Source organism: Prescottella equi, from assembly GCF_002094305.1.
In the GTDB taxonomy this organism is placed as follows: domain Bacteria; phylum Actinomycetota; class Actinomycetes; order Mycobacteriales; family Mycobacteriaceae; genus Prescottella; species Prescottella equi.
This window is the reverse complement of record NZ_LWTX01000004.1, coordinates 51,006-76,627: the sequence shown is the minus strand read 5'-3', so window position 1 is coordinate 76,627 and position 25,622 is coordinate 51,006. Positions and strand designations below refer to the sequence as shown.

24 protein-coding genes are annotated in these 25,622 nt (G+C 70.4%); 9 read left to right on the top strand and 15 right to left on the bottom strand.

Annotation, left to right across the window (positions count from 1 at the left end):
* Positions 1-85: 85 nt before the first annotated feature.
* The 5 genes from A6I89_RS12540 to A6I89_RS12520 form a co-directional block, all read right to left on the bottom strand.
* Positions 86-697: a riboflavin synthase gene (locus A6I89_RS12540; protein ID WP_013415936.1), complete on the bottom strand. Its 612-nt coding sequence runs from the start codon at positions 695-697 to the stop codon at positions 86-88.
* Positions 698-724: 27 nt separating this feature from the next.
* A complete protein-coding gene (ribD, locus tag A6I89_RS12535) occupies positions 725-1,714 on the bottom strand; it encodes a bifunctional diaminohydroxyphosphoribosylaminopyrimidine deaminase/5-amino-6-(5-phosphoribosylamino)uracil reductase RibD (RefSeq protein ID WP_044991010.1) in 990 nt (329 codons plus the stop codon).
* A gap of 31 nt (positions 1,715-1,745) precedes the next feature.
* Positions 1,746-2,429 carry a ribulose-phosphate 3-epimerase gene (gene rpe, locus A6I89_RS12530; RefSeq protein WP_022595753.1) on the bottom strand — a complete coding sequence of 228 codons (684 nt, stop codon included), beginning with the start codon at positions 2,427-2,429 and terminating at the stop codon, positions 1,746-1,748.
* Between the two features lie 10 nt (positions 2,430-2,439).
* Complete coding sequence (locus A6I89_RS12525; protein WP_044991009.1) at positions 2,440-4,815, bottom strand: glycoside hydrolase family 65 protein; 2,376 nt, start codon at positions 4,813-4,815, stop codon at positions 2,440-2,442.
* 73 nt (positions 4,816-4,888) lie between these two features.
* Positions 4,889-5,905, bottom strand: a complete 1,017-nt coding sequence (locus A6I89_RS12520; protein ID WP_197939419.1) for a zinc-binding alcohol dehydrogenase family protein — start codon at positions 5,903-5,905, stop codon at positions 4,889-4,891.
* 264 nt (positions 5,906-6,169) lie between these two features.
* Here A6I89_RS12520 and A6I89_RS12515 point away from each other — a divergent pair, with 264 nt between their 5' ends.
* The 6 genes from A6I89_RS12515 to A6I89_RS12490 all read left to right on the top strand — a co-directional run bounded on the left by A6I89_RS12515 (position 6,170) and on the right by A6I89_RS12490 (position 12,104).
* Complete coding sequence (locus tag A6I89_RS12515; protein ID WP_022595745.1) at positions 6,170-8,560, top strand: phosphoketolase family protein; 2,391 nt, start codon at positions 6,170-6,172, stop codon at positions 8,558-8,560.
* A 96-nt stretch (positions 8,561-8,656) separates the two neighbouring features.
* Positions 8,657-9,442, top strand: coding sequence for a glycosyltransferase family 2 protein (locus A6I89_RS12510; protein ID WP_022595743.1), 786 nt, complete (start codon positions 8,657-8,659; stop codon positions 9,440-9,442).
* Positions 9,439-10,386 (top strand): acyl-CoA dehydrogenase family protein, encoded by a 948-nt coding sequence (locus tag A6I89_RS12505; protein WP_013415930.1) that lies wholly within the window; start codon positions 9,439-9,441, stop codon positions 10,384-10,386. Before A6I89_RS12510 ends, A6I89_RS12505 begins: the two co-directional genes overlap by 4 nt.
* Positions 10,383-11,162, top strand: a complete 780-nt coding sequence (locus tag A6I89_RS12500; RefSeq protein ID WP_022595741.1) for a PIG-L deacetylase family protein — start codon at positions 10,383-10,385, stop codon at positions 11,160-11,162. The genes A6I89_RS12505 and A6I89_RS12500 overlap by 4 nt, the downstream gene beginning before the upstream one ends.
* Positions 11,159-11,770, top strand: coding sequence for a class I SAM-dependent DNA methyltransferase (locus A6I89_RS12495; RefSeq protein WP_013415928.1), 612 nt, complete (start codon positions 11,159-11,161; stop codon positions 11,768-11,770). Before A6I89_RS12500 ends, A6I89_RS12495 begins: the two co-directional genes overlap by 4 nt.
* Positions 11,771-11,843: 73 nt before the next feature.
* Positions 11,844-12,104 carry a DUF4235 domain-containing protein gene (locus A6I89_RS12490; RefSeq protein ID WP_005513423.1) on the top strand — a complete coding sequence of 87 codons (261 nt, stop codon included), beginning with the start codon at positions 11,844-11,846 and terminating at the stop codon, positions 12,102-12,104.
* Between the two features lie 22 nt (positions 12,105-12,126).
* Here the strand turns inward: A6I89_RS12490 and A6I89_RS12485 are convergent, their stop codons facing one another.
* From A6I89_RS12485 to A6I89_RS12475, 3 genes are all read right to left on the bottom strand, one after another.
* Entirely contained in the window at positions 12,127-13,614 is a 1,488-nt protein-coding gene (locus tag A6I89_RS12485; RefSeq protein WP_022595739.1) for an RsmB/NOP family class I SAM-dependent RNA methyltransferase, read from the bottom strand.
* Positions 13,611-14,534 carry a methionyl-tRNA formyltransferase gene (fmt, locus tag A6I89_RS12480; protein ID WP_005513425.1) on the bottom strand — a complete coding sequence of 308 codons (924 nt, stop codon included), beginning with the start codon at positions 14,532-14,534 and terminating at the stop codon, positions 13,611-13,613. Before fmt ends, A6I89_RS12485 begins: the two co-directional genes overlap by 4 nt.
* Before the next feature lie 107 nt (positions 14,535-14,641).
* Positions 14,642-16,282, bottom strand: a complete 1,641-nt coding sequence (locus tag A6I89_RS12475; protein ID WP_044991007.1) for an alpha/beta hydrolase — start codon at positions 16,280-16,282, stop codon at positions 14,642-14,644.
* A gap of 231 nt (positions 16,283-16,513) precedes the next feature.
* Between A6I89_RS12475 and A6I89_RS12470 the strand changes: the two genes are divergently transcribed.
* Positions 16,514-16,720 (top strand): hypothetical protein, encoded by a 207-nt coding sequence (locus A6I89_RS12470; RefSeq protein WP_037085301.1) that lies wholly within the window; start codon positions 16,514-16,516, stop codon positions 16,718-16,720.
* A 20-nt stretch (positions 16,721-16,740) separates the two neighbouring features.
* Here the strand turns inward: A6I89_RS12470 and A6I89_RS12465 are convergent, their stop codons facing one another.
* Complete coding sequence (locus tag A6I89_RS12465) at positions 16,741-17,736, bottom strand: esterase/lipase family protein (RefSeq protein ID WP_232244717.1); 996 nt, start codon at positions 17,734-17,736, stop codon at positions 16,741-16,743.
* A gap of 180 nt (positions 17,737-17,916) precedes the next feature.
* Here A6I89_RS12465 and corA point away from each other — a divergent pair, with 180 nt between their 5' ends.
* The gene (corA, locus tag A6I89_RS12460) at positions 17,917-18,933 is read left to right on the top strand and encodes a magnesium/cobalt transporter CorA (protein WP_013415922.1); all 1,017 of its coding nucleotides are present in this window, start codon (positions 17,917-17,919) and stop codon (positions 18,931-18,933) included.
* Between the two features lie 67 nt (positions 18,934-19,000).
* Complete coding sequence (locus tag A6I89_RS12455; RefSeq protein WP_005513432.1) at positions 19,001-19,348, top strand: EthD domain-containing protein; 348 nt, start codon at positions 19,001-19,003, stop codon at positions 19,346-19,348.
* Here the strand turns inward: A6I89_RS12455 and A6I89_RS12450 are convergent.
* The 6 genes from A6I89_RS12450 to mihF form a co-directional block, all read right to left on the bottom strand.
* The gene (locus tag A6I89_RS12450; RefSeq protein WP_174525762.1) at positions 19,345-21,366 is read right to left on the bottom strand and encodes a primosomal protein N'; all 2,022 of its coding nucleotides are present in this window, start codon (positions 21,364-21,366) and stop codon (positions 19,345-19,347) included. The two genes, A6I89_RS12455 and A6I89_RS12450, sit on opposite strands and share 4 nt — an antisense overlap.
* Positions 21,367-21,388: 22 nt before the next feature.
* Positions 21,389-22,600 (bottom strand): methionine adenosyltransferase, encoded by a 1,212-nt coding sequence (gene metK, locus A6I89_RS12445; protein ID WP_060934556.1) that lies wholly within the window; start codon positions 22,598-22,600, stop codon positions 21,389-21,391.
* A 171-nt stretch (positions 22,601-22,771) separates the two neighbouring features.
* Positions 22,772-24,058, bottom strand: a complete 1,287-nt coding sequence (coaBC, locus tag A6I89_RS12440) for a bifunctional phosphopantothenoylcysteine decarboxylase/phosphopantothenate--cysteine ligase CoaBC (protein ID WP_022595727.1) — start codon at positions 24,056-24,058, stop codon at positions 22,772-22,774.
* A gap of 14 nt (positions 24,059-24,072) precedes the next feature.
* Positions 24,073-24,357 carry a DNA-directed RNA polymerase subunit omega gene (rpoZ, locus tag A6I89_RS12435; protein ID WP_207390550.1) on the bottom strand — a complete coding sequence of 95 codons (285 nt, stop codon included), beginning with the start codon at positions 24,355-24,357 and terminating at the stop codon, positions 24,073-24,075.
* A gap of 88 nt (positions 24,358-24,445) precedes the next feature.
* Positions 24,446-25,012 (bottom strand): guanylate kinase, encoded by a 567-nt coding sequence (gene gmk, locus A6I89_RS12430; protein WP_013415917.1) that lies wholly within the window; start codon positions 25,010-25,012, stop codon positions 24,446-24,448.
* A gap of 78 nt (positions 25,013-25,090) precedes the next feature.
* Entirely contained in the window at positions 25,091-25,411 is a 321-nt protein-coding gene (gene mihF / locus A6I89_RS12425) for an integration host factor, actinobacterial type (RefSeq protein ID WP_005513442.1), read from the bottom strand.
* Between the last annotated feature and the right edge of the window lie 211 nt (positions 25,412-25,622).

Here is a 25,622-nt window from a genome sequence, read left to right as displayed (position 1 = left end):
AACTGGCGTGCTCGAGTATGTCCCGGCGCATCGCTTCAGATGCACCTCAACAGTACGACCTCGCGTGACGAGGTCGTTATTCCGGCTAGCGGCCCGCGGCCGTGTGCAGGCGTTCGACGTACTTGGCGATGACGTCGACTTCCAGATTGACCGGCGTGCCGGGCTCGGCAGCGCCGAGCGTGGTCAGTCCCAGCGTCGTCGGGATCAGCGAGATCTCGAAGTACTCGTCGCCCGGCTCCCCGCCGAGCGCGGACACCGTCAACGAGACGCCGTCGACGGTGATCGAGCCCTTCTCCACGACGTACCGGGAAATGCTCGACGGCAGCGAGATCCGCACCACGGTCCAGTTCTCGGACGGGCTACGGCTGATGACCTCACCGGTGCCGTCGACATGGCCCTGGACGATGTGACCGCCGAGCCGGCTGTTGACTGCGGCGGCGCGTTCGAGGTTGACCCGACTTCCGATCCCCAAGGAGCCGAGACTGGAGCGGACCAGCGTCTCCCGCATGACGTCCGCGGTGAACGCCTCGCCGTCGAGCACGTCGACCACCGTCAGGCACACACCGTTGACGGCGATCGAGTCACCGTGGCCGGCGTCCGAGGTGACCAGCGGTCCCTTGACTGTGAAGCGGGCCGCGTCGGCCAGGTCTTCCTTGGCGACGATCTCGCCGAGTTCCTCGACGATTCCCGTGAACATGTCTTCGCTCACTCCTTGGATCGATAACTACTGAGCCCGAGGGATCAGGTTCAACAACAGGTCGTCGCCGAGGACCTCGACGTTCTCCCGACGAAACCGTAGCGCCTCGGTGATGGTGGACACTCCAGCGTCTTCCACTGCGTGGGACCCGGCACCCAGTACCACCGGCGCGATGTAGGCCTGGACGCGATCGACCACGCCCGCCGCGAGGAAGGCGCCCGCGAGACGCGGGCCCCCCTCGACCAGGACATCGTCCTGATCGGCGAGCGCAGAGAGGATCTCGCCGACGTCGTGCGTGCGAAGTACCAGGGTGGGCGCCGCATCGTCGAGGACCCTCGCGGTGGATGGGACGGGCCGGTTGCCGACGACCACGCGCAGCGGTTGGTGCGGCGCGAGCGAACCGTCGGGCAGCCGGGCCGTGAGCCACGGGTCGTCCGCCAGGACGGTGCCGGTTCCGACGACGATCGCATCGAGCCGCGCCCGGTCGGCGTGCACGCGCGCCCGCGCCTCGGGTCCGGTGATCCACTGGCTGGTGCCGTCGGCGGCGGCGCTGCGACCGTCGAGCGTGGCGGCGAACTTCCACGTCACATGGGGTCGTCCGGTTCGCTGCCGGTGCAGCCATGCCCGCAGAGGTCCGCGTCCGGCGTCGTCGGCGAGCAGCCCGCCGGTCACCTCGATGCGCGCAGCACGCAGGGTGTCGGCGCCGCCGGCCGCGGCCGGGTTGGGGTCGGCCACCGAGTAGTGCACCGCCGCGATTCCCGCGTCGATCAGCGCACGCGAGCAGGGACCGGTGCGGCCCTGGTGATTGCACGGCTCGAGCGTGACGACCGCGGTTCCGCCGCGGGCCCGTTCCCCCGCCGCGGCGAGCGCGACGACCTCCGCGTGCGGCCCGCCCGGCGGCCGGGTGGCACCGACGCCGACGACCGCGCCGGACGCGTCGAGGATCACCGCGCCGACCGGCGGGTTGGGACTGGTGCTGCCGCGCGCGGCCTCGGAAGCGTCGATCGCGAGCCGCATCGCGGCGTCGAGCGAGGTCACCGCGAGGCCGTCAGATCGACAGCGTCAGGTGCGGGGAGGCCTTGGCCGCCTGCTCGCGCAGGCCGCGGACCGCTGCGGCAGGATCGGCCGCGCCGTAGACCGCGGAACCGGCGACGAAGCAGTCGATGCCCGCCTCGGCCGCCTGCTCGACGGTGTCGGCGTTGATCCCGCCGTCGATCTCCACGAGCAGGCGCAGTTCGCCCGCGTCGACGAGCTTGCGGACGGCACGCGCCTTGTCGAGCACGGCCGGGATGAACGACTGACCGCCGAAACCGGGTTCGACGCTCATCACCAGCAGTGTGTCGAAGCTCTTCAGGATCTCGAGGTACGGCTCGATCGGCGTGTTCGGCTTGATGCTCAGGCCTGCCTTCGCGCCCGCGGCGCGGATGTCCCGGGCGACCGAGATCGGGTCGTCGGTGGCCTCGGCGTGGAACGTGACGTTGTGCGCACCCGCCTCCGCGTACGGCGGCGCCCAGCGCCCCGGGTCGTCGATCATCAGGTGGCAGTCCAGCGGGATGTCGGTGGCCTTCAGCAGGCTCTGCACCACCGGCAGGCCCAGCGTCAGGTTCGGCACGAAGTGGGCGTCCATGACGTCCACGTGCAGCCAGTCGGCGCCGGCAACGGCGTCGGCCTCCTCGGCCAGGCGCGCGAAGTCGGCGGAGAGAATGGACGGTGCGATCATCGGGGTTGCCACGTCGGCGAGTTTAGTCGGCGGGTGACGGGCGACCGCCGGTGCCGGGCCGACGTCGGACCGGAGCCCGGCCCGCGGGTTGCGTCACCACCGGACCGGCCGGCGGCCGGACCGTGGGCATCACCCGAACCTCGTTGCCGTGCAAGGTCACCGGCTCCCCGTCGTGGTGGACCGTCAACTCGTCGCCGACCACGAGGTGGTACCTCGTCTCGGTGGGCTCGATCTGGACGCGCAGCCGACATCCCGCCGCCGCGACACCGAACGCGAGGCGCTCGATGCCGCGCGGGAGCGTCGGCCGGAACGTGAGACCGGTACGGCGCCGGCGTGCACCGCCGAACCCCTGGACGAGCGCGATCCAGATCCCGGCCAGCGACGCGAGGTGCAGTCCGTCGCTGGTGTTGTGCTCGAGGTCGTACAGGTCGATCAGGGCCGTCTCCCCGAGATAGTCGTACGCGAGATCGAGGGCACCGACGTCGGCGGCGACCACGGCCTGGCTGCACGCGGACAGTGACGAGTCCCGCACCGTGAGCCGCTCGTAGTACGCGAAGTTCCGCGCTCGCTGCTCCTCGGTGAACTCGTCCGGAACCCACTGCATCGCCAGCACCACGTCCGCCTGCTTCACGACCTGCTTGCGATACAGATCGAAGTACGGGTAGTGCAGCAGCAGCGGGTAGTGCTCGGGCGGCGTCCCCACGAAGTCCCATACCTGCCGATCGGTGAATCCGGACGATTGCGGGTGCACGCCGCGCCGCTCGTCGTACGGCACGTACATCCGCGCCGCAGCGGTACGCCAACCACCGACCTCCTCGTCGGTGACCCCGAGGTCGGGCATCCGATACCGGTGACGCTCCACGACGGCCACCGCGGCATCGAGGTTCTCGCGCGCCATCAAGTTGGTGTACAGGTCGTTCCGCACCAGCGCGCTGTACTCGTCGGGGCCGGTGACGCCGTCGATCCGGAACGTGCCCCGCTCGTCGAAGTAACCGAGCGACCGCCACAGCCGCGCGGTCTCCACCAGCAGATCCAGGCCGACGGTCCGCTCGAACTCGCCGTTCCCGTTCGCGCGGATGTATCCGATCGCCGCGCGCGCGATCGCCGCGTTGACGTGGAACGCGGCGGCGCCCGCGGGCCAGTAGCCGCTGCACTCCTTGCCGGTGATGGTCCGCCACGGGAACGCGGCACCGGCGAACCCCAGTTGGCGGGCCCGCTCCCGCGCCCGCGGAAGTGTCGAATGCCGCCAGCCCAGCGCATCGGCGACGGCCTGCGGCAGCACCGACGTCAGGACCGGCAGCACGAACATCTCGGTGTCCCAGAAGGCGTGACCGTCGTAGCCGCGTCCGGTGAGCCCCTTCGAGGCGATCGCGGTGCCCTCGGCGCGGGCCGACGCCTGCAGGATGTGGAACAGCGCGAAACGCACCGCCTGCTGGACCTCCGGATCGCCGTCCACAGTCACGTCCGCGTGCGCCCAGAACCTGTCGAGATAGGCGCGCTGCTCCGAAACCAGTCCGTCCCAGCCGCTCTCACGCGCGAGCGTCAACTCGCCCGCCACCTGGTCCCGCATCGCGGGCGGGGTGCGCCGTGCCGACCACGCGTGCGAGACGAACTTGACCATGCGGACGCGTTCGCCCCGCGCCAGCTCCGACGTGATCGTCACCCGCCCCTGATCCGGATAGCTCTCGACCTCGACGTGCACGCCCGGTCCGGTCACCTCGTGATCCATCGCGACGGCGATCCGCAGACCACTCTCGGCGGTCGTGTGGGTCAGTTGCACAAGCGCCTCGTGGTCGAAGTGCTCCTCCGCGACCAGCGGCTCCGCGAGTACCGCCGCCGCACGCGGATCTGCCTCCTGTTGCGGCATCGGTTCGTTCGCCACGAGTTCCGACTGGAGTACCACGTGCGCCGGTCCGTCCAGCGCCTCCACCGTGTAGTCGATCGCCCCGATGGTGCGTTGGGTGAACGACACCAGCCGGGTGGTGGTGAGGCGCACCGCGCGACCGGCAGGCGAACGCCACTCGACCTTGCGGCGCAGTACCCCGGCCCGCAGATCCAGTTCCTGCTCGTGCGCCAGTACCCGGCCGCGGCGGACGTCGAACGGCTCGTCGTCGACGAGCAGGCGGACGATCTTGCCGTCGGTGACGTTGATGATCGTCTCGCCGGAATCGGGGTACCCGTATCCCGGTTCGGCGTACGGCATCGGCCGCACCTCGTACACACCGGACAGGTAGCTGCCGGGCAGCCCGTGCGGATCGCCCTCGTCGAGGTTGCCGCGCCAGCCGAGGTGCCCGTTGGAGAGCGCGAACAACGATTCGCTCTGGGCCAGGACGTCCAGATCGAGGCTCGTGGCGCGCAGGCTCCACGGTTCGACCGTGAAAGCGGGATGAGTGATCATGCGGACGTCCTCCCACTCGCGGGCGCGGTCCACGCGATCGGACCGCTCAGTCCACGCTAGGACAGCGTCGTCGTCACGGCACGAGAACGGCGGCGCCGCCGAACACACCGCCCGCGAGATCGGCGAGCGCCTTGTCCGCGGCATCCAACGGGTAGCGGTGCGCGCTGACCCGCAGTCGGTGCCGTTGCGCGAAGGCCAGGAAGTCGCGGGCATCGTCCCGTGTGTTCGCCGTCACGCTCCGCAGTTGCCGCTCCCGGAACAGGTCCCGCTGATAGTTCAACGGCGGGATGTCGCTGAGGTGGATGCCCGCGAGCGCGAGCGTCCCACCCGCGTCGAGCGCCTCCAGCGCCGGCGGGACCAGGTCACCGGCAGGCGCGAAGAGGATCGCCGAGTCCAACGGTTCCGGGGGCGGCTCCGCGGCACCCTGCACGGAAGCCGCGCCGAGACTGAACGCCAGTTGACGGGCCTCCTCGCCCCGCGTCATCACGTGCACGCGCGCTCCCCGGGCAAGCGCGACCTGCGCGGTCAGGTGCGCACTGCCCCCGAAGCCGTAGATCCCCAGCCGACCGCCCTCGGGTAGATCCGCCCGCAGCAACGCGCGATAACCGATGATGCCCGCGCAGAGCAGGGGTGCCAGCTCGACGACGGGATAGCCGGTGGGCAGTTCGAGCGCGTAGTCGACCGGCACCGTCGTGTACTCGGCGTAGCCGCCGTCCGCGTCCCAGCCGGTGTACGTCGAATAGGGGCACAGGTTCTCGTCGCCGCGCACGCAGTACCGGCAGTGCCCGCACGTGCCCCGCAGCCACGCCACGCCCACCCGCTGCCCCACCGAGAAGCGGCCACCCGCGTCGTCACCGACCGCGACGACCTCGCCGATCACCTCGTGGCCCGGCACCACGTTGAGCCGGTGCGGCGGCAATTCGCCCGCGACCACGTGGAGGTCGGTGCGGCAGACACCACACGCCAGCACCTTCACCAGCAGGTCCCTGCTCGTCGGACGCGGAAGCAACTCGCGCCCGAGCTCGAGCGGACGGTCGGTGAGCGGGCCGGGTCTCGTCGTGCGCCAGGCCCGCATGGTGGTGGCCGGCATCGTGGTTGCCGAGGTGCGCGAGTTGTCCGTCCGCATACAAGATCCGTACTTCGTCGCGAAGGCGCCGGCGGAACCGGAACACGGCATCGCCGGACGGTGCCGCGGTCGCCACTACCAGGATGCCTGGTTCCGCGCGTCCGCAACAAGGGGGGAACGACGAGGGGGAACGGAGGAACCGGTCGGGCCGAGGCCCGTTCCCCTGCGGGGGCCGGGGCGAGCGGTCAGGATGGAATCACCTTCGCCCGCGAACGGAGGGTGCATTCGATGACACCGGGCTCGGACGACCACCACACCGACGACGAACTCCGCCTGCTCCACCGGTACTGGATGGCCGCGAACTACCTGACGGTCGCCCAGATCTACCTGCGCGACAACGTCCTGCTGCGCAGGCCACTCGTTCCGCCGGACATCAAGCCACGCCTGCTCGGCCACTGGGGTACCAGCCCCGGTCTGTCGCTCGTCTACGTCCACCTCAACCGGCTGATCCGGCGCACCGGAGCCGATGTGCTGTTCGTCGCCGGCCCCGGGCACGGCGGTCCCGCCGTGGTCGCGAACACGTACCTCGAGGGCACGTACTCCGAGTTGTTCCCGGACGTCACGCCGGACGAGGCCGGTCTGCGGCGCCTCGCGCGCCAGTTCTCCACACCCGGTGGTATCCCGAGCCACTCCGGGGTGGAGACGCCGGGTTCGATCAACGAGGGCGGCGAACTGGGTTACTCCCTCGCTCACGCGGCCGGAGCGGCGATGGACAACCCGGACCTCACGGTCGCGTGCGTCGTGGGCGACGGAGAGGCCGAGACCGGACCGCTGGCGGCGTCGTGGAAGGTGCCGTTCTTCCTCGATGCCAGTCGGGACGGCGCCGTCCTCCCGATTCTGCACCTCAACGGCTACAAGATCTCCGGTCCGACCGTGCTCGGGCGGCGCACCGACGACGAGGTGCTCGCCGTGCTGCGGGCCTTCGGCTGGGACGCGGTGCTGGTCGCGGGCGACGACCCTATGGAGGTGCACCGCGACCTCGCCGAAACCCTCGACCGCGCGCACACCGCCATCACCCGGATCCGGCGCGACGCCCGCGACTCCGGGCTGACCGATCGGCCCCGCTGGCCCGCGATCGTGCTGCGCACCCCGAAGGGATGGACCGGGCCCGACGTCGTCGACGGCCTCGAGATCGAGGGAACGTTCCGCGCCCATCAGGTGCCCATCGCCGACGTCCGTGACGACCCCGAACATCTGCGGAGACTCGAGGAGTGGATGCGGTCGTACGCACCCGACGAACAGTTCGATCCGCAGGGACGGCTGGTACCGGAACTCGCCGCGCTCGCCCCCAGCGGGGACCTGCGCATGGGGGCGAATCCGCACGCGAACGGTGGTCGGCTCCTGCGCGAACTCGAGGTCCCGTCCGCCGATCGCTACGCCGTCGAGGTGCCGTTCCCCGGCGCCGTCCACCACGAGACGACGCGGCCGCTCGGTGAGATGCTGCGTGACATCTACGTCGCGAACCCGGACGACTTCCGGTTGTTCTGCCCGGACGAGACGAACAGCAACCGACTGGGCGCCGTGTTCGAGGTCACCGAACGGTGTTCCGCGGGCACCGTCGTCCCGGGTGACGACCATGTCGGGCTCCACGGACGGGTGATGGAGGTGCTGTCGGAGCACCTGTGCCAGGGCTGGCTCGAGGGCTATCTGCTCACCGGACGGCACGGGCTGTTCGCGACGTACGAGGCCTTCGCGATGGTGAGTGCTTCCATGACCATCCAGCACACCAAGTGGCTCGAGCGGGCCCGGTCGCTCGACTGGCGCGCGCCGGTCGCGAGCCTGAACATCCTGCTCACCTCCACGTGCTGGCGCAACGACCACAACGGGTTCTCGCACCAGGGTCCGGGCCTGATCGACACGGTGCTCTCGCTGTCGGGCGGCGTCACCCGCGTCTATCTGCCGCCGGACGCCAACTCGCTCCTGGTGGTGGCGCAGGACGTGTTCGCCACGCGGGACTGCGTGAATCTGGTCGTGGTCGACAAGCAGTCGCATCCGCAGTACCTCACCCTCGACCAGGCCCGCGAGCACGTCCGGGCCGGCGCCTCCGTGTGGGACTGGGCCGGCACCGAGAACTCCGCACCCGCAGCGGACGACGGCGATCCCGACATCGTGCTGGCGTGCGTCGGGGACGTGCCGACCGAGGAGATCCTCGCGGCCGCGGCTCTGCTGCGCGGCCAGGTTCCCGATCTCCGGGTCCGCGTGGTGAACGTCGTCGACCTGATGTCGATGGCCCCACCCGACGTCCACCCACACGGGCGCTCCCACGAGGACTTCGCTCGCCTGTTCACCGAGGACGTCGACGTCGTGGTCGCATGGCACGGTTACGCGCGGGCCTTCCACCAGTTGCTGCACGGTCGGGTCCGACCGGATCGCTTCCACGTCCGCGGCTACACCGAGCAGGGCACGACGACGACGCCGTTCGACATGGTCGTTCTCAACCACATGAGTCGCTATCACCTGGCGATGGAGGCACTGCGGCGGTGCCGCCGGAGCCCGGAGGGCGCCGCCGATCTCGTCGGCTACTGCGAGCGCATGCTCGCTCGCCACCACGACTACGTGCGCGAGCATCTCGAGGACATGCCCGAGGTCCGGAACTGGGTGTGGCCCGAACCGGTGTGACTCGGCTCCGTTGTCGTGCGGACAAATGGGAAATATGCAAAGTTTGACACAGATTATCTCCCGATGATGCAGCACATCGCCGCGACAGGAGTCCCTGTGTCCGATACAGCAAACCACCCCGCCGCGATCCGTCCCACCACCGCCGCGACACCCGCGCCGACATGCATCGTCACGGTCGTGCCGGCCCACGACGAACGCGAGCTTCTTCCCCGTTGCCTGCGAGCGCTGCAGAGGGCTGCACAGCGCTCGCCGGTGCCGGTGCACACCACGGTCGTACTCGACGCCTGCACGGACGACACCGCACTCGTCGTGCCCGCCGGGATCACCCTCGTGGAGCTGAGTCTGCGCAATGTCGGCGCCGCACGCGCCGCCGGCTTCGCCGCGAGCGGTCTCGTCGGCCGCCCCGACGTGTGGTTCTCGACCACCGATGCCGACTCCGTCGTCCCGGACTCCTGGTTCGTCGACCAGCTCACCTACTGGGCCGACCACGACGCGATGGCCGGGACCGTGCGCGTCGACTGGGCCGCACACGACGGCGAGACCCGGCGCCGGTACGACGACGGCTATCGCCGCCGCCGCGGATCGGTCCACGGCCACGTACACGGCGCGAACCTCGGTGTCCGCGCGGACGTCTACCACGCGGTCGGGGGATTCCGGGCGCTGGCAACCGGAGAGGACGTCGACCTCGTGACCCGGCTGGGCAGCGCTGGTCATCGCGTCGCCTGGGACGAGCACACGGTCGTCACGACGTCGGATCGGCGTGACCCGCGGGCACCGCGCGGCTTCGGCGATCACCTTCTCTCCATCGCTGCCCGCCCCGGATCCACGGCGCCCACTCGTCGGGGTCCGGTCGGCCCGGCACTGTCCGTGGAGCAGCGATGACGCCGAGCGCGACGGCGGTGCATCCGACCGTCACCCCCGACGACGCGGCGCGGTGGCCCCTCCCCGGCTCCGGCCAGACGAGAAAGCGATGGAGCGAACTGGCGGACGCGGCCCGGCGAGACCTGGTGGGCGCTCGACTGCTCGAGGCGCACGCGGACGCGGTCGCCATCCTGGCGGAACTGCACGGGCCGTCACCGCGGCCCGGAGAACTGTGGGGCGTGTGGGCCGCCGAACCGCCGGCGCCTGCGCTGACGGCGCGCGCGACCGACGGCGGATACGTGCTCGACGGCAGGAAGCTGTGGTGCTCCGGCGCTCACTCCTGCACGCACGCACTGGTGACGGCACGGACGGACAGCGAGCGCGCCCTGTTCGCGGTGGACCTGCGCGGCCCGGGCAGCGCCGCCGTGCCCGACACGTGGCACGCGGTCGGGATGGGTGCCAGCGACTCCGGCGCGGTGGACTTCGCCGGCACCCCCGCCGTCCGGATCGGTGAGCCCGGCGCGTACCTCGACCGGCCCGGCTTCTGGCACGGTGCGATCGGCGTGGCCGCCTGCTGGTACGGCGGCGCGGTAGCGGTCGCGGACGAGCTCCGACGGCGCGTGGGTGACGACCCGTTCCGGCTCGCCCATCTGGGCGCCGTCGATGCCGCGCTGTACGCGGCGCACTGTGTGCTGGACGTCGCGGCGGAGGAATTGGACCGCGATCCTACCGACGGACGAGCAGCCCACGTCCGCGCGCGCCGCGTCCGCGCGGTGATCGAGGCGGCCGCGACGGAGACCGTCGACCGGGTGGGACGCGCCCTCGGCGCGGGCCCGCTGTGCAGCGACCGAAGCCATGCGCAACTGGTCGCCGACCTGACCGTCTACCTCCGGCAGAGCCATGCCGAACACGACCTCGCCGATCTGGGCTCCGCCCTCTCTCGCCCGGAAAGGACCATCCCGTGACCACCGACTCACACACTCGCTCACCCCGTGCCGCCACCGCACGCTTCGCCGCCGAACCGATCGAATCCGGCGGTACCCCGGAATCGGTGTGGTCCGGGCACACCGCCTTCCCTCACCTCGAGGTCCACACCTGCCCCGACTTGCTCGTCGTCGCGCCGCACCCGGACGACGAGGTCCTCGGTGTCGGCGCGCTCGCGTCGGAACTCGCGGCCCGCGGCGTCCCGGTCTCGATACTGTCCGTCACCGACGGTGAGGCCTCCCACCCCGATTCGCCGACCGTGACTCCCACCGAGCTCGCCGAGCGGCGGCGGACCGAATCGCTCCGCGCCGCGGACCGGTTGGGGTTGCCCGCCGCGACACCCCTGGGCCTGCCCGACGGTCGTGTCGCCGACCACGAGACGGACCTCGCGACGACCATCGCCGGACACCTGCGGCCCGGCGCCTGGTGCGCCGCGCCGTTCCGGCACGACGGGCACCCCGACCACGAGGCCGCGGGGCGGGCCGCCGCAGACGCTGCCCGACGCTCGGGTGCGGTGCTGATCGAGTATCCGGTGTGGTTGTGGCACTGGTCGCGCCCCGGCGATCCGTCCGTGCCGTGGCACCGGGCCCGGACCTTCCACCCGCCGCGGCACCGGCAGCGATGCAAGCGGGACGCGGTGTCGGAGTTCACCTCTCAGATCACCGACCTCTCCCCCGCGCCGGCCGACCGGGCCATCCTGCCGCGCCACGTGCTCGACCGGCTGTTGCGCGACCACGAGACGGTGTTCGTCCCGTGAACCGCCTCTCCGACGACTACTTCGCCGACATGTACTCGCAGTCCCCGGACCCCTGGGAGTTCGACGAGCGGTGGTACGAGGAACGCAAGCGCGCCCTCACCGCCGCGGTTCTGCCCCGCAGACGATTCCGGTCGGCGTTCGAGCCGGGGTGTTCCATCGGCAATCTCACCGAGGTGCTGGCCGGCCGCTGCGACCACGTACTCGCAACCGACGTCGTCGACGACGTCCTGGCACGCGCGCGGGTGCGGCTCGCGGGTGCCGCCGTCACGTTCCGGCGCTGGGCCCTGGGAGATCCCTGGCCGGCCGGCTCGTTCGATCTGGTGGTGTTGAGCGAGGTCGCATACTACCTGTCGCCCGAGGCACTGCACCGGACGCTGGACGAGCTCGACGACCATCTGACCGACGACGGCGTGATCGTCGCCGTGCACTGGCGGCACCCGGTGCCGGACTATCCGCAGACCGGCGACGCCGTCCACGACGCTCTCGCCGCCCGGCCCGGACTGGTCCGCACAGCGCGCTACGCCGACCCGGACGTTCTGATCGAGACGTTCGAACCGGCGAGCGCTGACCCCGCCTCCGTCGCCGCCCGCGAAGGGCTGGTCGGATGACCCACCGCCCGCGCGCGTCGCCCCCGCACCGCACACCACGACCGAGATTCACCGACGACAAGGAGATTCGATCATGAACAAGATGACCGCGAAGGCCCTGTACAAGCCGCTGTCCCTCGCCACGGGTGTGCTCGGCGGCATCCTGGCCGGGGCCGCCTTCCGCCAGATCTGGAAGCGGGTCGGGGACGACGACAACGCCCCCGACCCCAAGGACCTCGCCCGCTCCAACCGCGAGGTCCTCGTCGCCGCAGCCCTGCAGGGCGCCGTGTTCGCCGTCGTCAAGGCCGCCGTCGACCGGGCCGGAGCGAAGGGCTACCGCGCGCTGACGAACTGACCGCGCCGCCGCCGGCCCCGGATCAGCTCTCCAGGGGCCGGCGCAGCGCCGCCATGAACATCGCGTCCGTGCCGTGCCGGTGCGGCCACAACTGGACGCCCGGACCGTCACCCAGGTTCGGCACCCCGGGCACCAACTCGCGCGTGTCGAGCGCGACCGCGCCGTGACGCCGCACCGCGTCCGCAACCACCGCGACCGTCTCGGACACGTGCGGTGAGCACGTCGAGTACAGCACCACGCCGCCGGGACGGACCAACTGCAAAGCCGACGCCAACAGCTCCCGCTGCAGCTTCACCAGGCCGGACACGTCCGACGGTTGCCGGCGCCACCGGGCCTCCGGACGCCGGCGCAGCGCACCCAGGCCGGTACACGGCGCGTCGACGAGGATCCGGTCGTACCCGCCGTCGAGTCCAGGCTCGCGACCGTCCGCGACGTGCACATCGACGGGCAGATCGCGGGTGGTCTTACGCACCAGGTCCGCCCGGTGCTCGGACGGCTCCACCGCGTCGAGCCGGCCACCGTCGATGCCGACGAGCGCCCCGAGCAGGGCCGCCTTCCCGCCGGGCCCGGCACACAGGTCGAGCCACCGGCCGGTGTCGGGTCCCTCCAACGGCGCCAGCGTCAGTGCGCGAGCGACCAGCTGGCTGCCCTCGTCCTGAACACCGGCCAACCCTTCGCGCACGGCGTCGAGCAGACCGGGATCGCCACCGTCGAGGTGCACCGCGTACGGCGAGTACGGGCCCACCTCACCGCCCGTGACCAGCGCCAATTCCTCTGCCGAGATCTCACCCGGCCGCGCGACCAGATGGACTCCCGGCCGAGCGTCGTCGGCGACCAGCACGTCCTGCAGCTCGGCGGCGTCGGCGCCGAGCGAGTCGGCGAACGCCTGCGCGATCCACTTGGGGTGCGCGTAGCGGAATGCCAGGTGCCCCACCGGGTCGGCGACGGCGTCCGGGGCCAGGCGGGCGACCCACTCGTCCTCGGTCTTCTCGGACACCCGGCGCAGTACCGCGTTGACGAAGCCCGCCTTGCCCGGGCCGGCTTCGGCGCGCACGAGGTCCACCGATGTCGCGACCGCCGCGTGCGGCGCGATACGAGTCCGCAGCAGCTGGTACGCACCGAGCTCGAGGACGTCGAGCAGGGGTCCGTCGATCTCCTCGACGGGCCGGCCCGCACATTCGGCGATCACCGCGTCGAGCAGGCCGCGGGCCCGGGCGGCGCCGTACGCGAGTTCGGTGGCCAGCGCGGCATCGCGTCCGTCGAGGCGTCGTTCCCGAAGCAGGCCCGGCAGAACCAGATTCGCGTACGCGTCGCGCTCACGGACCGCACGCAACACGTCGCGCGCCGCGCGCCGCGGCTGGTCGATCGAGGCCTGGGCGGCGTCCGGACGACGAGCCTGCTTGGGCCGCTCGTTACGCCGCCCCTGTCCGGTGGGACGCCCGCTCCGACTGCGCGCTCCCTGGCCACCGGATCCTCCGGATCGGCGTGCCGGTCGCTTCTCGTCGCTCACTGTGCCCGAACCTCTCCGTCGAGACGCGCACCACGCGCCCAGTCCACCGCCGCCATCTGCTTCTTGCCCTGCGGCTGCACCTGATCGAGCCGGACCGCGGTGGTCGACGTCCCGACGTAGAAGCCGTCCTTGCGGATCTCGATCCGACCGGGCGGCAGGGAGTCCTGGGCCAGTGTCACGGGCCCGATCTTCACCCGGAGATCACCGATCATGGTCCACGCACCGGGTGTCGGGGTCACCGAACGCACGTGGCGGTGCACCGCCAGCGCGGGCTGATCCCACCGGATCCGCGCCGACTCGACCGACACCTTGGGCGCGTGGGAGACACCCTCGCGGGGCTGCGGAACCGCCTGCAGCGCACCGTCCTCGACGCCGTCGAGCACGCTCTCGAGCAGAATCGCACCGCTCTCCGAGAGCCGGGCGAGCAGCGCGCCCGCCGTGTCGGTGGTGCGAATGGCTTCCGTCACCACCCCGTACACGGGCCCGGTGTCCATGCCCTCGTCGAGAGCGAACACCGTCGCGCCGGTCATCTCGTCCCCGGCGTTGATGGCAGCCTGCACGGGCGCCGCTCCCCGCCACGCGGGCAGCAACGAGAAGTGCAGGTTCATCCACCCGAACCGGGGGACGTCGAGCACCGGACGCGGCAGCAGGTTGCCGTACGCGACGACCGGGCAGGCGTCCGGAGCGAGCTCCTGCAATCGGGCCAGGAACTCCGGGTCCGACGCCGACTTCGGGGTGAGCACCTCGATGCCGTGTTCGTCGGCGAGCTGACCGATCGGCGAACGCACCAGCTTGCGGCCCCGGCCGGCAACGGCGTCGGGCCGAGTGACGACGGCAACCACCTCGTGCCGCTCGGATTCGATCAGCCGTCGCAGCGACGGCACGGCCGGTTCCGGTGTCCCGGCGAAGACGATCCGCATCAGCGCCGAACCTCCCTGCACGGAGGACGGGTGGTCACACAGTTCACGAGGGCGGCTCCCGGAGCATCGAATCCCGGCGGCGCCGGAAGAGGGTTCACCCCGCGATTCTACGGAGCGCTCTCCTCCCCGGTCAGCGCCGCCTGCACGCGCGCGGTGTCGGCGTCGGTCCACCCCTCGGGCTGCAGGATCCGCGCCCAGATCCCGGCCGCCTCCGGCCCGTACGAATGCCCGTGGCCGTCCGGGACGTCCGCGGAGAACACCATGTCGAGCGTCACCTGCCAGAAGGTCACGAACGGCATCCACGTCATGTTCGGATCCACGTCGCGACCCCGCGGTTCCCTCAGCCAGTCGGGCTCGTTGAACAGCAGGCTCGGCGACCACCACACGATGGGGTCGCTCGCGTGCTGCCAGTACACGATCCGCCGTGGCTTCCACGGTGTGCCGAGGTCGAGGTCCTCGGGATCGGATGCGAACCGCACCGACGCCCCGTCCCCGACGACGGGCAGGATCTCGGGCGAGCCGGCATCGCGGGCGGCGGTCACCTCCTGCCATTGCGGGGTGAAGTTCGGGGTCCCCACCCACAGGCCCCCGTCGACGCGTGCGGCCATGTCCTGGAAACCCGCGAACGCGTTCTGGCCGCCGTAGGACCCGAGGCTCTCGCCGAACACGACGAGTTTCGGCCGCGTCTCCACGGGCAGGTCGATCCACCGGGCGAACACGGCGTTGAAGAGCGCGCGCCCGGCGATCTGCGGGCTCTCCCGGTCCGCGATGAACGCCAGCGGGCTCGGCAGGAACGAGTACTGCATCGACGCGATGGCGGTGTCACCGCCCTCGATGTACTCGAGCGACGACGCCACGCTCTGATTCACCCAGCCGCGGCCCGTGGTGGTGTTGACCGCCAGGACCTTCCGCTCCCACGCCTTCGTCCGGTCGAGCTCGGCGACCACCAGGTTCGCCACCGCGGGCACGGATTCGGCCGACTCCCGTCCCGCGTAGACCCGGATCGGCTCCTTCGCGGGACGACCGGTGACCGCGGCGATCTCGGCCGCGCCCGGGCCGCGCCCGACGAACGTGCGCCCCTCCTGACCGAGGGTGTCCCACGCCTGCGCGGACGCCGGCGACCCACTTCGCTCCGGGACCGTCGGCTGCTCGACTCCCGGCGCGGTGGCGGTGTCGGCTCCCGAGAAGCTCCAGTTGGCGAACGCGACGAGCCCGTTGTAGAGCGCGCCGTTGACGAGGAGGACGGCCAGCACGACCGCGACCGCCAGGCCTGCGACGTTGGCGGCGGGCCGGGGAATCACCCGCCGGGCCAACGCGGCGAGCTCGCGGGTCCCGGCCCGGACACCGCGGCCGGCCTCGAGCAGCACGAACCAGACCACGAGCGCGATGAGGAACACCAGCAGGACGTTCGCCTGATTGGTGCGCTCGATGCCGACGAGGTCGCGGACGTAGTTCTGCCACACCCCACCGAGCACCAGGAAGACGGGGACGACGATCACGGTCGCCGCAGCGAGGATCCACCAGCCGATCCGCTGGGTGCGCGCCGACCACGCCGGTTGCACGCCGCACGAACGCACGACCCATGCGGCGAGACAACCGAAGCCGTAGCCGGCGGCGACGGAGATACCGGTCGCCACCCCCTGCAGATACCAGGCGCGGGGCAGGAGGGACGGGCTGATCGACCACGTGAAGAGCACGAGTGCGACCGCGAGTCCCACCGGGTGCAGTCCACGCCCGTACTCCCGCATCCGCCGCACGGCACGACGGCTCACGGACGGGGTGCCGACACCGTCGTCGGGTGCGTGCGCGGTGCCGTCGGCACCATCCGCACCCGGGTCGGATGCCCGGATAGCTGCTGTCATGGCCGGAACGATAAGGCCTCGACACCGGATCGAGGCCGCAATCTCGACGTACCCGCCGTGTCCTGCGCTCTACTGCGGGTACGAATCCTGACCGTAACCCAGCGTGTGGAGGTCGACATGACGGGAATCGCGAGCAAGTTCGACAAGGCCTTCGAATCACGCTCGGTGGACGACCTCGCCGACGCCCCGGTCTCGTCGCTGCGGGGAGTCAGCGACTCCGACGCCGAACACCTCCTGGCCGCCTTCGGCATCCGGACCGTACGGGACCTGGGCACCAACAAGTTCTTCCTGTGGGCGCAGGCCGTGGCGACACTCGCCGACTGACTGCCGTTCCGGCGGAACTGTCAGGAATTGCTGACGACGATCATGTCGAGGATCCCGGTGCCCAGCGGGACCGGACGGCACGGCGGCGCCGGCGCGCTCGGGTCGAGTGCGCGCACGACCAGACCGAGCGCGAACGGGTCGTACACCATGTTGAAATGACCGCCCCGGTTCTCGGCACACAGGTCCTGGATCAGCAGATTCGTCGCGCCCGGATCTCGCAATGCGATGTTGGTGTGGGGTTGGATCATCTCGTCGTAGCGCGAGCCGACGGTGGTGTATCGGACGCCGGGCACGGTGTCGCCACCGGCGTTGAGGGCGGCGAGGAAGGGAGACCCCTGCATCTGCTGGCTGATCGCTTCCGAGGTGAGCCACTCGACGATCCGTTCGGGGCGCGGCACCAGTTTGAGCAGAGTCACGATGCCGTACATGTTCCCGCCGTAGGTGGGCGACGCGACGCCCACCCAGCGATCGACTGCGGCGCTGCCCCCGAGCCGGTTGACGTAGTAGCGGGCGACGGTGGCGCCCTGCGAGTACCCGACCAGGTCGACCTTCGCGGCCGCCGTCGCCGCACGTACCCGGTCGACGAACGCGCCGACCTCCGCGGCGCTGAGCGCCATGCCGCCCCGCGCGTACTTGCCGGGCTTGCCGTCCGAACCGTAGTTGAGCGTGAACACGCACATGCCGCGGTCGGCGAGCATCGGTGACAGCGCCGCCCAGTCGGTGTACGAGTCGGAATCGCTGCCGTGGACGAGAACCACCGGATTCGGGTGTGCAGGTGCCGGGCGGCACGTGAAGTCGTTCGAGCCGGGAGGTGCCGTATCAGGATGATCCTCGGCGTACCGCAGCGCCGCCGCGTGCCGGGTCTGTACCGGCCCGGGGTCCACGGGGACGACGTAGGCGGGATGGTCGGTGGCGGTGCCGATCGGGTCCGCAGCGGCGGTCGCGCCCCAGCCCCCGGCACCGACCGCGAGGGCGACACCCACCGTCGCCGCGACCATTCGCATCGTTCGGTTCATGCGCACCTCCCCGACCGGACCTGTTCGAGTGTGTCTATCAAGATCGTTGCGGTGGCGGCGTATCGCAGACCGGTGGATGAGATCACGATCGTGGAACGACTGCCGCACGGCGGCGTTCGAACCGGCAGCGCCGCGGACGTGATGCAATAAGGCCACTGCGCGAGAGAATCAGGGGCACTGATGACCATCGTGGACAACGCGGTCTACGTCGACGGCACGCGGGTGGACACGCCGAAGTCGCTCGACTGTACGTACCGCAGCATGCGCGAGCACGACGGCATGGCCTGGATCGGCCTGTACCGGCCGGACGCGGCCGAGGTCGATTCGCTCGCTCGTGAATTCGGTCTGCATCACCTCGCGGTGGAGGACACGATCGCGGCGCACCAGCGCCCCAAGCTCGAGCGCTACGACACCACCCTGTTCGTGGTGCTCCGCCCTGCCCGCTATCTGGACGACGTCGAGAAGGTCGAGTTCGGCGAGGTACACGTCTTCGTCGGACCGGATTTCGTGGTCACCATCCGGCACGCCGAGTCGCCCGACCTGGCGCAGGTCCGACGTCGGCTCGAAGCCTCCCCCGACCTGCTGAAGTTGGGCCCCGAGGCGGTCCTCTACGCGATCCTGGACCAGATCGTCGACGAGTACCTGCCCGTCGCCGCGGGACTCGAGAACGACATCGACGAGATCGAGAATCAGGTCTTCACCGGTGATCCGGCGGTGGCCAGGCGCATCTACGACCTCTCCGGCGAGGTCATCGACTTCCAGCGCGCCACCCATCCGCTCGTGTCGATCCTCGAGGCCCTCGAACGCGGATCCGACAAGTATCACGTCGAACTCGAACTTCGTCGGCATCTGCGTGACGTCCTGGACCACACCCTGCGGATCGTCGAGCGCGCCGACTCGTCCCGTGCCCATCTGCAGACGGCCCTGACGGTGCACGCCACCCTGGTGGCGCAGCAGCAGAACGAGGAGATGCGCCGTCTGACGCTGACGAGCCTCACCCAGAACGAGGAAGTCAAGAAGATCTCGGCCTGGGCTGCAATCCTTTTCGCGCCTACGTTGGTCGGCACGGTGTACGGGATGAACTTCCAGAACATGCCCGAACTCGGCTGGCAATTCGGCTATCCGATAGCCGTCCTGCTCATGGTCGCGACCTCCGTGACGCTGTATTTCGTCTTCAAACGCCAACACTGGCTCTGACCCGAGACGTTGCCGGTGAGCGGGATCACATCTGCCGGCGACGCGGCGCGTGCCCTACCGTGCCGACATGATCAAAGCCGTTGCGCTACTGGCCCGTAAGCCGGAACTCACCCACGCCGAGTTCGTCGAATACTACGAGAACAATCACGCCGAGCTGATCCGGCGCCTGCTGCCGCAGATCGGCGAGTACCGCCGCAATTACCTCGACCGCGGCAACATGCTGGGCGCGGCCGGCGCGCCTGACCCGGACTTCGACGTGATCAGTGAGTTCGTGTTCGCCGACCGGGAGGCGTACGAGGCGATGATCGCCACCCATGCGCGCCCCGAGGTGGCCGCGGCGATCGAGGCCGACGAGGAGAAGTTCCTCGACCGCTCACGTAACCGGATGTACATCGTCGAGGTCCACGAGAGCTAGCCGATGCGCAGCGGGTCCACCTGCACCCGCACCGGACCTACCGACCGGCGGGCGCTCCGCACTGCCCGCGCCTCGGCCAAGGCCTTCGCGAGCGCTCGCCCGTCGGCACGGGGAACCCGCACCAGCATTCGCTCCACGTCCTCGGGTTCCGGCTCGTCACTCGAGAACGGCAGACGCTCACCGGGCGGCAAGGGCACCGGTCCGAGTACCTCGGCCGACTCGGGCAGCGCCGCGAGCTCGAGGATCTCCCCGATCGACGCGACCGTCCCGTCGATCGCCGCGAGGTGCACGGCCGGAGGGAACCCGACCTCGGCCCGTTCCTCGAGTTGCCCGCGGGCGTGCCACACCGGGTCCCAGCGCACCAGCGCCTGCACGGTGGGTATCCCGGAATCGGCGACCACCACGACCTGTCCCCCGTCGCCGTGCGGCCGCACCAGCGCCGACGCCGTCATCCACCGGCGCAGCGTCTCCTCGGCGGCGCGCAGATCCGCCCGGCCGAGCAGTGCCCAACCGTCGAGCAGCAGCGCCGCGCCGTAGCCGCCCGGCATCACCGGCTCCGCGCCCACGGTCGACACCACCAGCTTGGGCCCGGGCGAGATCTCGGCCTTGACGTCGGATCCCCCCGACGTGTGCACCGCGATCCCCGCGAACGCCCGGCCCAGTTCCTCCGCGGTACGACCGGCGCCGACGACCACCGCCCGCAGCGCCCGGGCGCCGCACGCGTGGCAGCGATGGTTGGTGTCGGCCACACCGCACCACTTGCAGGTCGGCGAGCCCGCACCGTCCGGCCCGGCCGCCGCGGGCAGCGCCAGCGGACCGTTGCAGCGACGGCATCGTGCAGGCGCCCGGCACTTGGCGCACGCGAGCGAGGGGACGTAGCCGCGCCGCGGAACCTGGACCAGCACACCGTGTCCCGCGGCAAGCGCCTGACGGGCCGCCGCGAAGGCGATGCCCGGCAGCCGGGCGGCGCGGGCCCCGGGATCGCGAGCCAGCGCATGGTCGCTGTCCGCGAGCGCGGTGATCATCGGTGCCCGCGCCCGCACGACGTCGCGCGCCGCCACGAGGTCGTGCGCCCACCCGGAGTCGACGAGGGCCTGCGCCTCCGCCGTCCGGGCGTGACCCGCGATCACCACGGCGCATCCGGTGGAATGGGCCCGCAGCAACGCGACCTCCCGCGCATGCGGGTACGGCGACCGTGGCTCCGACAGGCTGCTGTCGCCGTCGTCCCACACCACGACGAGGCCGATGTCCGGCGTCGGGGCGAAGACCGAGGCGCGGGTCCCCACGACGATCCGCGCAGTGCCCCGCAGGGCGGCGAGCCAGCGGCGGTACCGCGCTGCCGGACCGAGCCCGGCCGCGAGTCCCACGACATGATCGGCGCCGACTACGCTTTCGCACGCCGCGAGCAGTCGGTCGAGATCGCGCTGATCGGGCACCACGAGGATCACGCCGCGGCCCGTCGCGGCGACGACACCGGCCAGCTCGGCCAACCGCGTCGTCCAGTCCTCACCGGGAAGGGCCTGCCACGCGGCGCGCGGCCCGCGCCCCGCCTCGAGTGCCTCCAGGAAGTTGATGCCGTGGGTGTACGCCGACCACGCCTCCCGATCCGCCTTCGGCGGCTCGGGGACCGGGCGGGGCGTCCACTCCTCGGACTCGACCTTCGCGTGCCGCGGTGGAACCGCGAGACGCAGGACGTCGGTCCGCGTCCCGGCGTAGCGCTGGGCGACGGCGTCGACCAGATCCCGCACCTCCGCGGTCAGGACGGGTTCGGCGGACACGACCCGGTCCAGCCAGCCGAGCTTGCCGGGGTGCTCGCTGGATTCGATCCGTTCGAGGAGATAGCCGTCGACCAGACGACCGGAGAACCTCACCCGCACCCGCACGCCGGGCTGCGCCTGATCGTCGAGCTCCGCAGGAATCAGGTAGTCGAATTCCCGGTCCAGGTGCGCAACAGGAAGCAGCGGCAGCACTCGCGCCACGGGCGCGTGTGCTGCCGCTGTCTTGTCGGTGCCGGTCAGCGAACCGATCTCTCGGTCGCGATCAGAGGCCGGCGGCCGCGCGCAGCTTCTCCGCGCGGTCGGTGCGCTCCCAGGGCAGATCCACGTCGGTGCGACCGAAGTGGCCGTACGCCGCGGTGTCCGCGTAGATCGGGCGAAGCAGATCCAGGTCGCGGATGATCGCGCCGGGACGCAGGTCGAAGACCTCGCTGATCGCCCGCTGGATGGTCGCGATGTCGACCTTCTCGGTGCCGAATGCCTCGACGAACAGTCCGACCGGTGCGGCCTTACCGATCGCGTAGGCCACCTGGACCTCGATTCGGTCGGCGAGACCCGCCGCCACGGCGTTCTTCGCGACCCAGCGCATCGCGTACGCGGCCGAGCGGTCCACCTTCGACGGATCCTTGCCGGAGAACGCGCCGCCGCCGTGGCGCGCCATTCCGCCGTAGGTGTCGACGATGATCTTGCGGCCGGTGAGACCGGCGTCGCCCATCGGGCCGCCCAGCACGAACTTCCCGGTCGGGTTGACCAGCAGGCGGACGTCGGCGGTGTCGAGCGGGATGGTCAACTCCGACAGAACGTGGCCGAGCACCTTCTCGCGCAGATCCGGGGTGAGCAGGTTGTCGAGATCGATGTCGGCGGCATGCTGCGTCGAGATGACGACCGTGTCGAGGCGCACCGGACGGTCACCGTCGTACTCGATCGTGACCTGGGTCTTGCCGTCCGGACGCAGGTACGGCAGCACACCGGTCTTGCGAACCTCGGTCAGACGACGCGACAGGCGGTGCGCCAACGCGATCGGCAGCGGCATCAACTCGGGGGTGTCGGTGCAGGCGTACCCGAACATCAGGCCCTGGTCACCGGCGCCCTGACGATCGATCTCGTCGTCGGCGAGGCCGCCGACGCGGGCCTCGTGCGAGTGGTCGACGCCCTGTGCGATCTCGGGCGACTGCGCGCCGATCGCGATGTTGACGCCGCAGGAGTTGCCGTCGAAGCCCTTGGCCGAGGAGTCGTAACCGATCTCGAGCACCTTGTCGCGCACGATCTTGGGGATGTCGACGTACGCGGACGTGGTGACCTCGCCGGCGACGTGGACCTGCCCGGTGGTCACCAGGGTCTCGACCGCGACGCGGCTGCGCGGATCCTTCTCGAGCATCGCGTCGAGGATGGAGTCACTGATCGCGTCACAGATCTTGTCCGGGTGACCTTCGGTCACGGACTCACTGGTGAATAGCCGCTTGCCGGACGTGCTCACAGATCTCCCTCTCGACGTTCTGCCCGAATCTCACCTCGCCGAATCCGTGTCAACGGACTCCGGGGACTCGATACGACACCTGAGCTGATTTTGATTTCGACTTCTATTCAATACCGCGGACGACCCTAGTGCCAGGAAGCCGTCCCCGGCGGCAACTGCTCGCGCAGTGTGTTACTCGGGGACCAGCAGACCAGCCAGCGCGTCCAGGACACGACTGGCCATCAGCGACTTCGAACCCGGCTCGATCGCGGTTTCGGTGCCGTCGGAACCGAGTAGCCAACCGTCGTTGTGGTCCACCTCGAACGCCTTGCCATCGCCTACCGCGTTGACGACCAGCAGGTCGCAACCCTTGCGGGCCAGTTTGGTGCGGGCGTGGTCGAGTACTCCGCCGGTCTCGTCACCGGTCTCGGCCGCGAATCCGACGATCACCGTCGACGATCCGACGGCGCCGTCGCGGCGGGCCTGCACGAGACCCGCGAGGATGTCCTCGTTTCGAACCAGCGGAATCGAATCCGGCTCGTCCGCTGCGCCCTTCTTGATCTTGCTGGTGGCCACGGACGCCGGACGGAAGTCCGCGACCGCCGCCGACATGACCACGGCGTCCGCGTCGACGGCGTGCTTCATGACCGCCTCCCGCATCTCCTCGGCGGTGCGGACACGGACGACGTCGACCGCGGCGGGGTCCGAGAGATCCGACACCGCACCCGCGACGAGCGTCACCTGGGCGCCGCGCTGGGCCGCGAGGCGCGCGATCGCGTAACCCTGTTTGCCGGAACTGCGGTTACCGAGGAACCGCACCGGGTCGAGCGGCTCCCGCGTCCCGCCGGCCGACACGACCACACGGTGGCCCTCGAGATCCCGCGGCATCGCCTCGGACCTTTCGAGGAGCAGCGAGGCCAGCGCGAAGATCTCCTCGGGCTCGGGCATCCGGCCGGCGCCGGTGTCCTTCCCGGTGAGCCGACCCGATGCCGGTTCGATGACGACGTTCCCGCGTTCACGCAGCGTCGCGACGTTCCAGACGGTCGCCGCGTGCTCCCACATCTCGGTGTGCATCGCGGGCGCGAACACCACCGGGCACCGCGCAGTGAGGAGGGTCGCGGTCAGCAGGTCGTCGGCACGCCCGGCGACGGCGCGGGCCATGAGGTCCGCGGTGGCCGGGGCGATGACGACGAGATCGGCTTCCTGGCCGAGGCGCACATGCGCCACCTCCGGAACGTCCGCGAACACCCCGGTCTGCACCGGGTTCCCCGACAGCGCTTCGAACGTTGCGCGCCCCACGAACTGGAGCGCGGATTCGGTGGGGATCACCCGCACACTGTGGCCGCTCTCGGTGAAACTCCGAATGAGCGCACACACCTTGTACGCGGCGATACCGCCACCGACACCGACGACGATCCGCTTACGTGCCGGGGAAGTCCCCGAGCCGTCGGTCGCCGAATCGGTTCCCCGATCTGACACGGGCGCTACTCCGCTCACTCGCCTTCGGTGTGCTCGAGGAGGTCGGCGTGGATCTCGCGCAGCGCGATCGACAGCGGCTTCTCCTGCAGACCCGGCTCGACGAGCGGGCCGACGTACTCGAGGATGCCGTCACCGAGCTGGTTGTAGTAGTCGTTGATCTGACGGGCACGCTTGGCCGAGTAGATGACCAGGGCGTACTTCGACGACGTGCGCTCGAGCAACTCGTCGATCGGCGGGTTGGTGATGCCGAGCGGGGTGTCGTAGGCAGGCAGGGCGCCCCGACCTGCGGTGTCGGACACAACTGCTTCGGTGCTGCTCACTCGGTTTCTCCTGAACTGGACTGGGTAAATGGCAAGAGGAAAATGTCGGAACCAGGGGCGACGGTGCCTAGACCTGTCGTCCAGCCAACAAGGATACCAACTCGTCGCAGGCGTGGCTGACGTCCTCGTTCACGATGACGGTGTCGAACTCGTCCTGGGCGGCCAATTCCACCTTCGCGGTCTGGAGCCGGCGCTCGACGACGTCGGCCGGTTCGGTTCCGCGACCGGTCAGTCGGGCGACCAGCACGTCCCAGCTCGGCGGTGCCATGAACGCGAGCACGGCTTCCGGCATCGCGGCCCGCACCGAGCGTGCGCCCACCAGATCCACCTCGAGAAGAACCGGCTTGCCCTCGCTCAACGCCCGGCGAACCGGTTCGGCCGGCGTACCCGAACGCTGTAAGCCGCCGTGGATCTCCGCCCATTCGAGCAGGTCACCGGCTGCGATCATGCGGTCGAACTCGTCACGCGTGACGAAGTGGTAGTCCTGACCGTCCACCTCGCCCGGACGCGGGTCGCGGGTGGTCGCCGAGACACTGAAGACGACCTCGGGGAAACGCTCCCGCAGCAGCCGCACGACGCTGGACTTACCCACGGCCGAGGGGCCGGCCAGTACTACCAGCCGACCCCTCCGCACTGCGCTGCCTGTCTCGGACGTCGCCGAGACGACACTGCCGCCTGACACGTTTTCTGCGTCAGAGATCACGTGCCGCGCTCAGGCCTCGAAATCGAAACGCTGCAGCAGAGCCTTGCGCTGACGGTCGCCGAGGCCACGCAGGCGGCGGGTCGGGGCGATCTCCAGCTCGGTCATGATCTCCTGAGCCTTGACCTTGCCCACCTTGGGCAGAGCCTCGAGCAGTGCCGAGACCTTCATCTTGCCGAGGATCTCGTCCTCTTCGGCATCCTTCAGGACCTGCTTCAGGTCGGTGCCGCCGCGCTTGAGGCGCTCCTTGAGCTCAGCCCGGGCCTTGCGGGCGGCAGCCGCCTTCTCCAAAGCAGCAGCGCGCTGCTCATCGGTCAACTGGGGAAGGGCCACGGTTCCTCCGTCTCATCGTGTGCACATATGGTCTACAACCCCCGGATAACCAGGGGCGATAGCGACCGTACCCACGCGGGGCGACGATTGCTAACCCACCCCCCGACGTAGACGCGCGATTCGGGTGGGATATGTGTTCATTCGACGGGGTGTTCGAAAGGGGGCCGGTACACCCACCTCCGCGGGCCCGGACGTCGCCCCGGCGGCGGGT

Bases quoted from the DNA above. Each gene is read 5' to 3' on its own strand.
- A6I89_RS12540 (WP_013415936.1), bottom strand. From the start codon at position 697: ATGTTCACGGGAATCGTCGAGGAACTCGGCGAGATCGTCGCCAAGGAA.
- ribD (WP_044991010.1), bottom strand. From the start codon at position 1,714: ATGCGGCTCGCGATCGACGCTTCCGAGGCCGCGCGCGGCAGCACCAGT.
- A6I89_RS12525 (WP_044991009.1), bottom strand. From the start codon at position 4,815: ATGATCACTCATCCCGCTTTCACGGTCGAACCGTGGAGCCTGCGCGCC.
- A6I89_RS12520 (WP_197939419.1), bottom strand. From the start codon at position 5,905: ATGCCGGCCACCACCATGCGGGCCTGGCGCACGACGAGACCCGGCCCG.
- A6I89_RS12515 (WP_022595745.1), top strand. From the start codon at position 6,170: ATGACACCGGGCTCGGACGACCACCACACCGACGACGAACTCCGCCTG.
- A6I89_RS12505 (WP_013415930.1), top strand. From the start codon at position 9,439: ATGACGCCGAGCGCGACGGCGGTGCATCCGACCGTCACCCCCGACGAC.
- A6I89_RS12490 (WP_005513423.1), top strand. From the start codon at position 11,844: ATGAACAAGATGACCGCGAAGGCCCTGTACAAGCCGCTGTCCCTCGCC.
- fmt (WP_005513425.1), bottom strand. From the start codon at position 14,534: ATGCGGATCGTCTTCGCCGGGACACCGGAACCGGCCGTGCCGTCGCTG.
- A6I89_RS12475 (WP_044991007.1), bottom strand. From the start codon at position 16,282: ATGCGGGAGTACGGGCGTGGACTGCACCCGGTGGGACTCGCGGTCGCA.
- A6I89_RS12470 (WP_037085301.1), top strand. From the start codon at position 16,514: ATGACGGGAATCGCGAGCAAGTTCGACAAGGCCTTCGAATCACGCTCG.
- A6I89_RS12465 (WP_232244717.1), bottom strand. From the start codon at position 17,736: ATGAACCGAACGATGCGAATGGTCGCGGCGACGGTGGGTGTCGCCCTC.
- corA (WP_013415922.1), top strand. From the start codon at position 17,917: ATGACCATCGTGGACAACGCGGTCTACGTCGACGGCACGCGGGTGGAC.
- A6I89_RS12455 (WP_005513432.1), top strand. From the start codon at position 19,001: ATGATCAAAGCCGTTGCGCTACTGGCCCGTAAGCCGGAACTCACCCAC.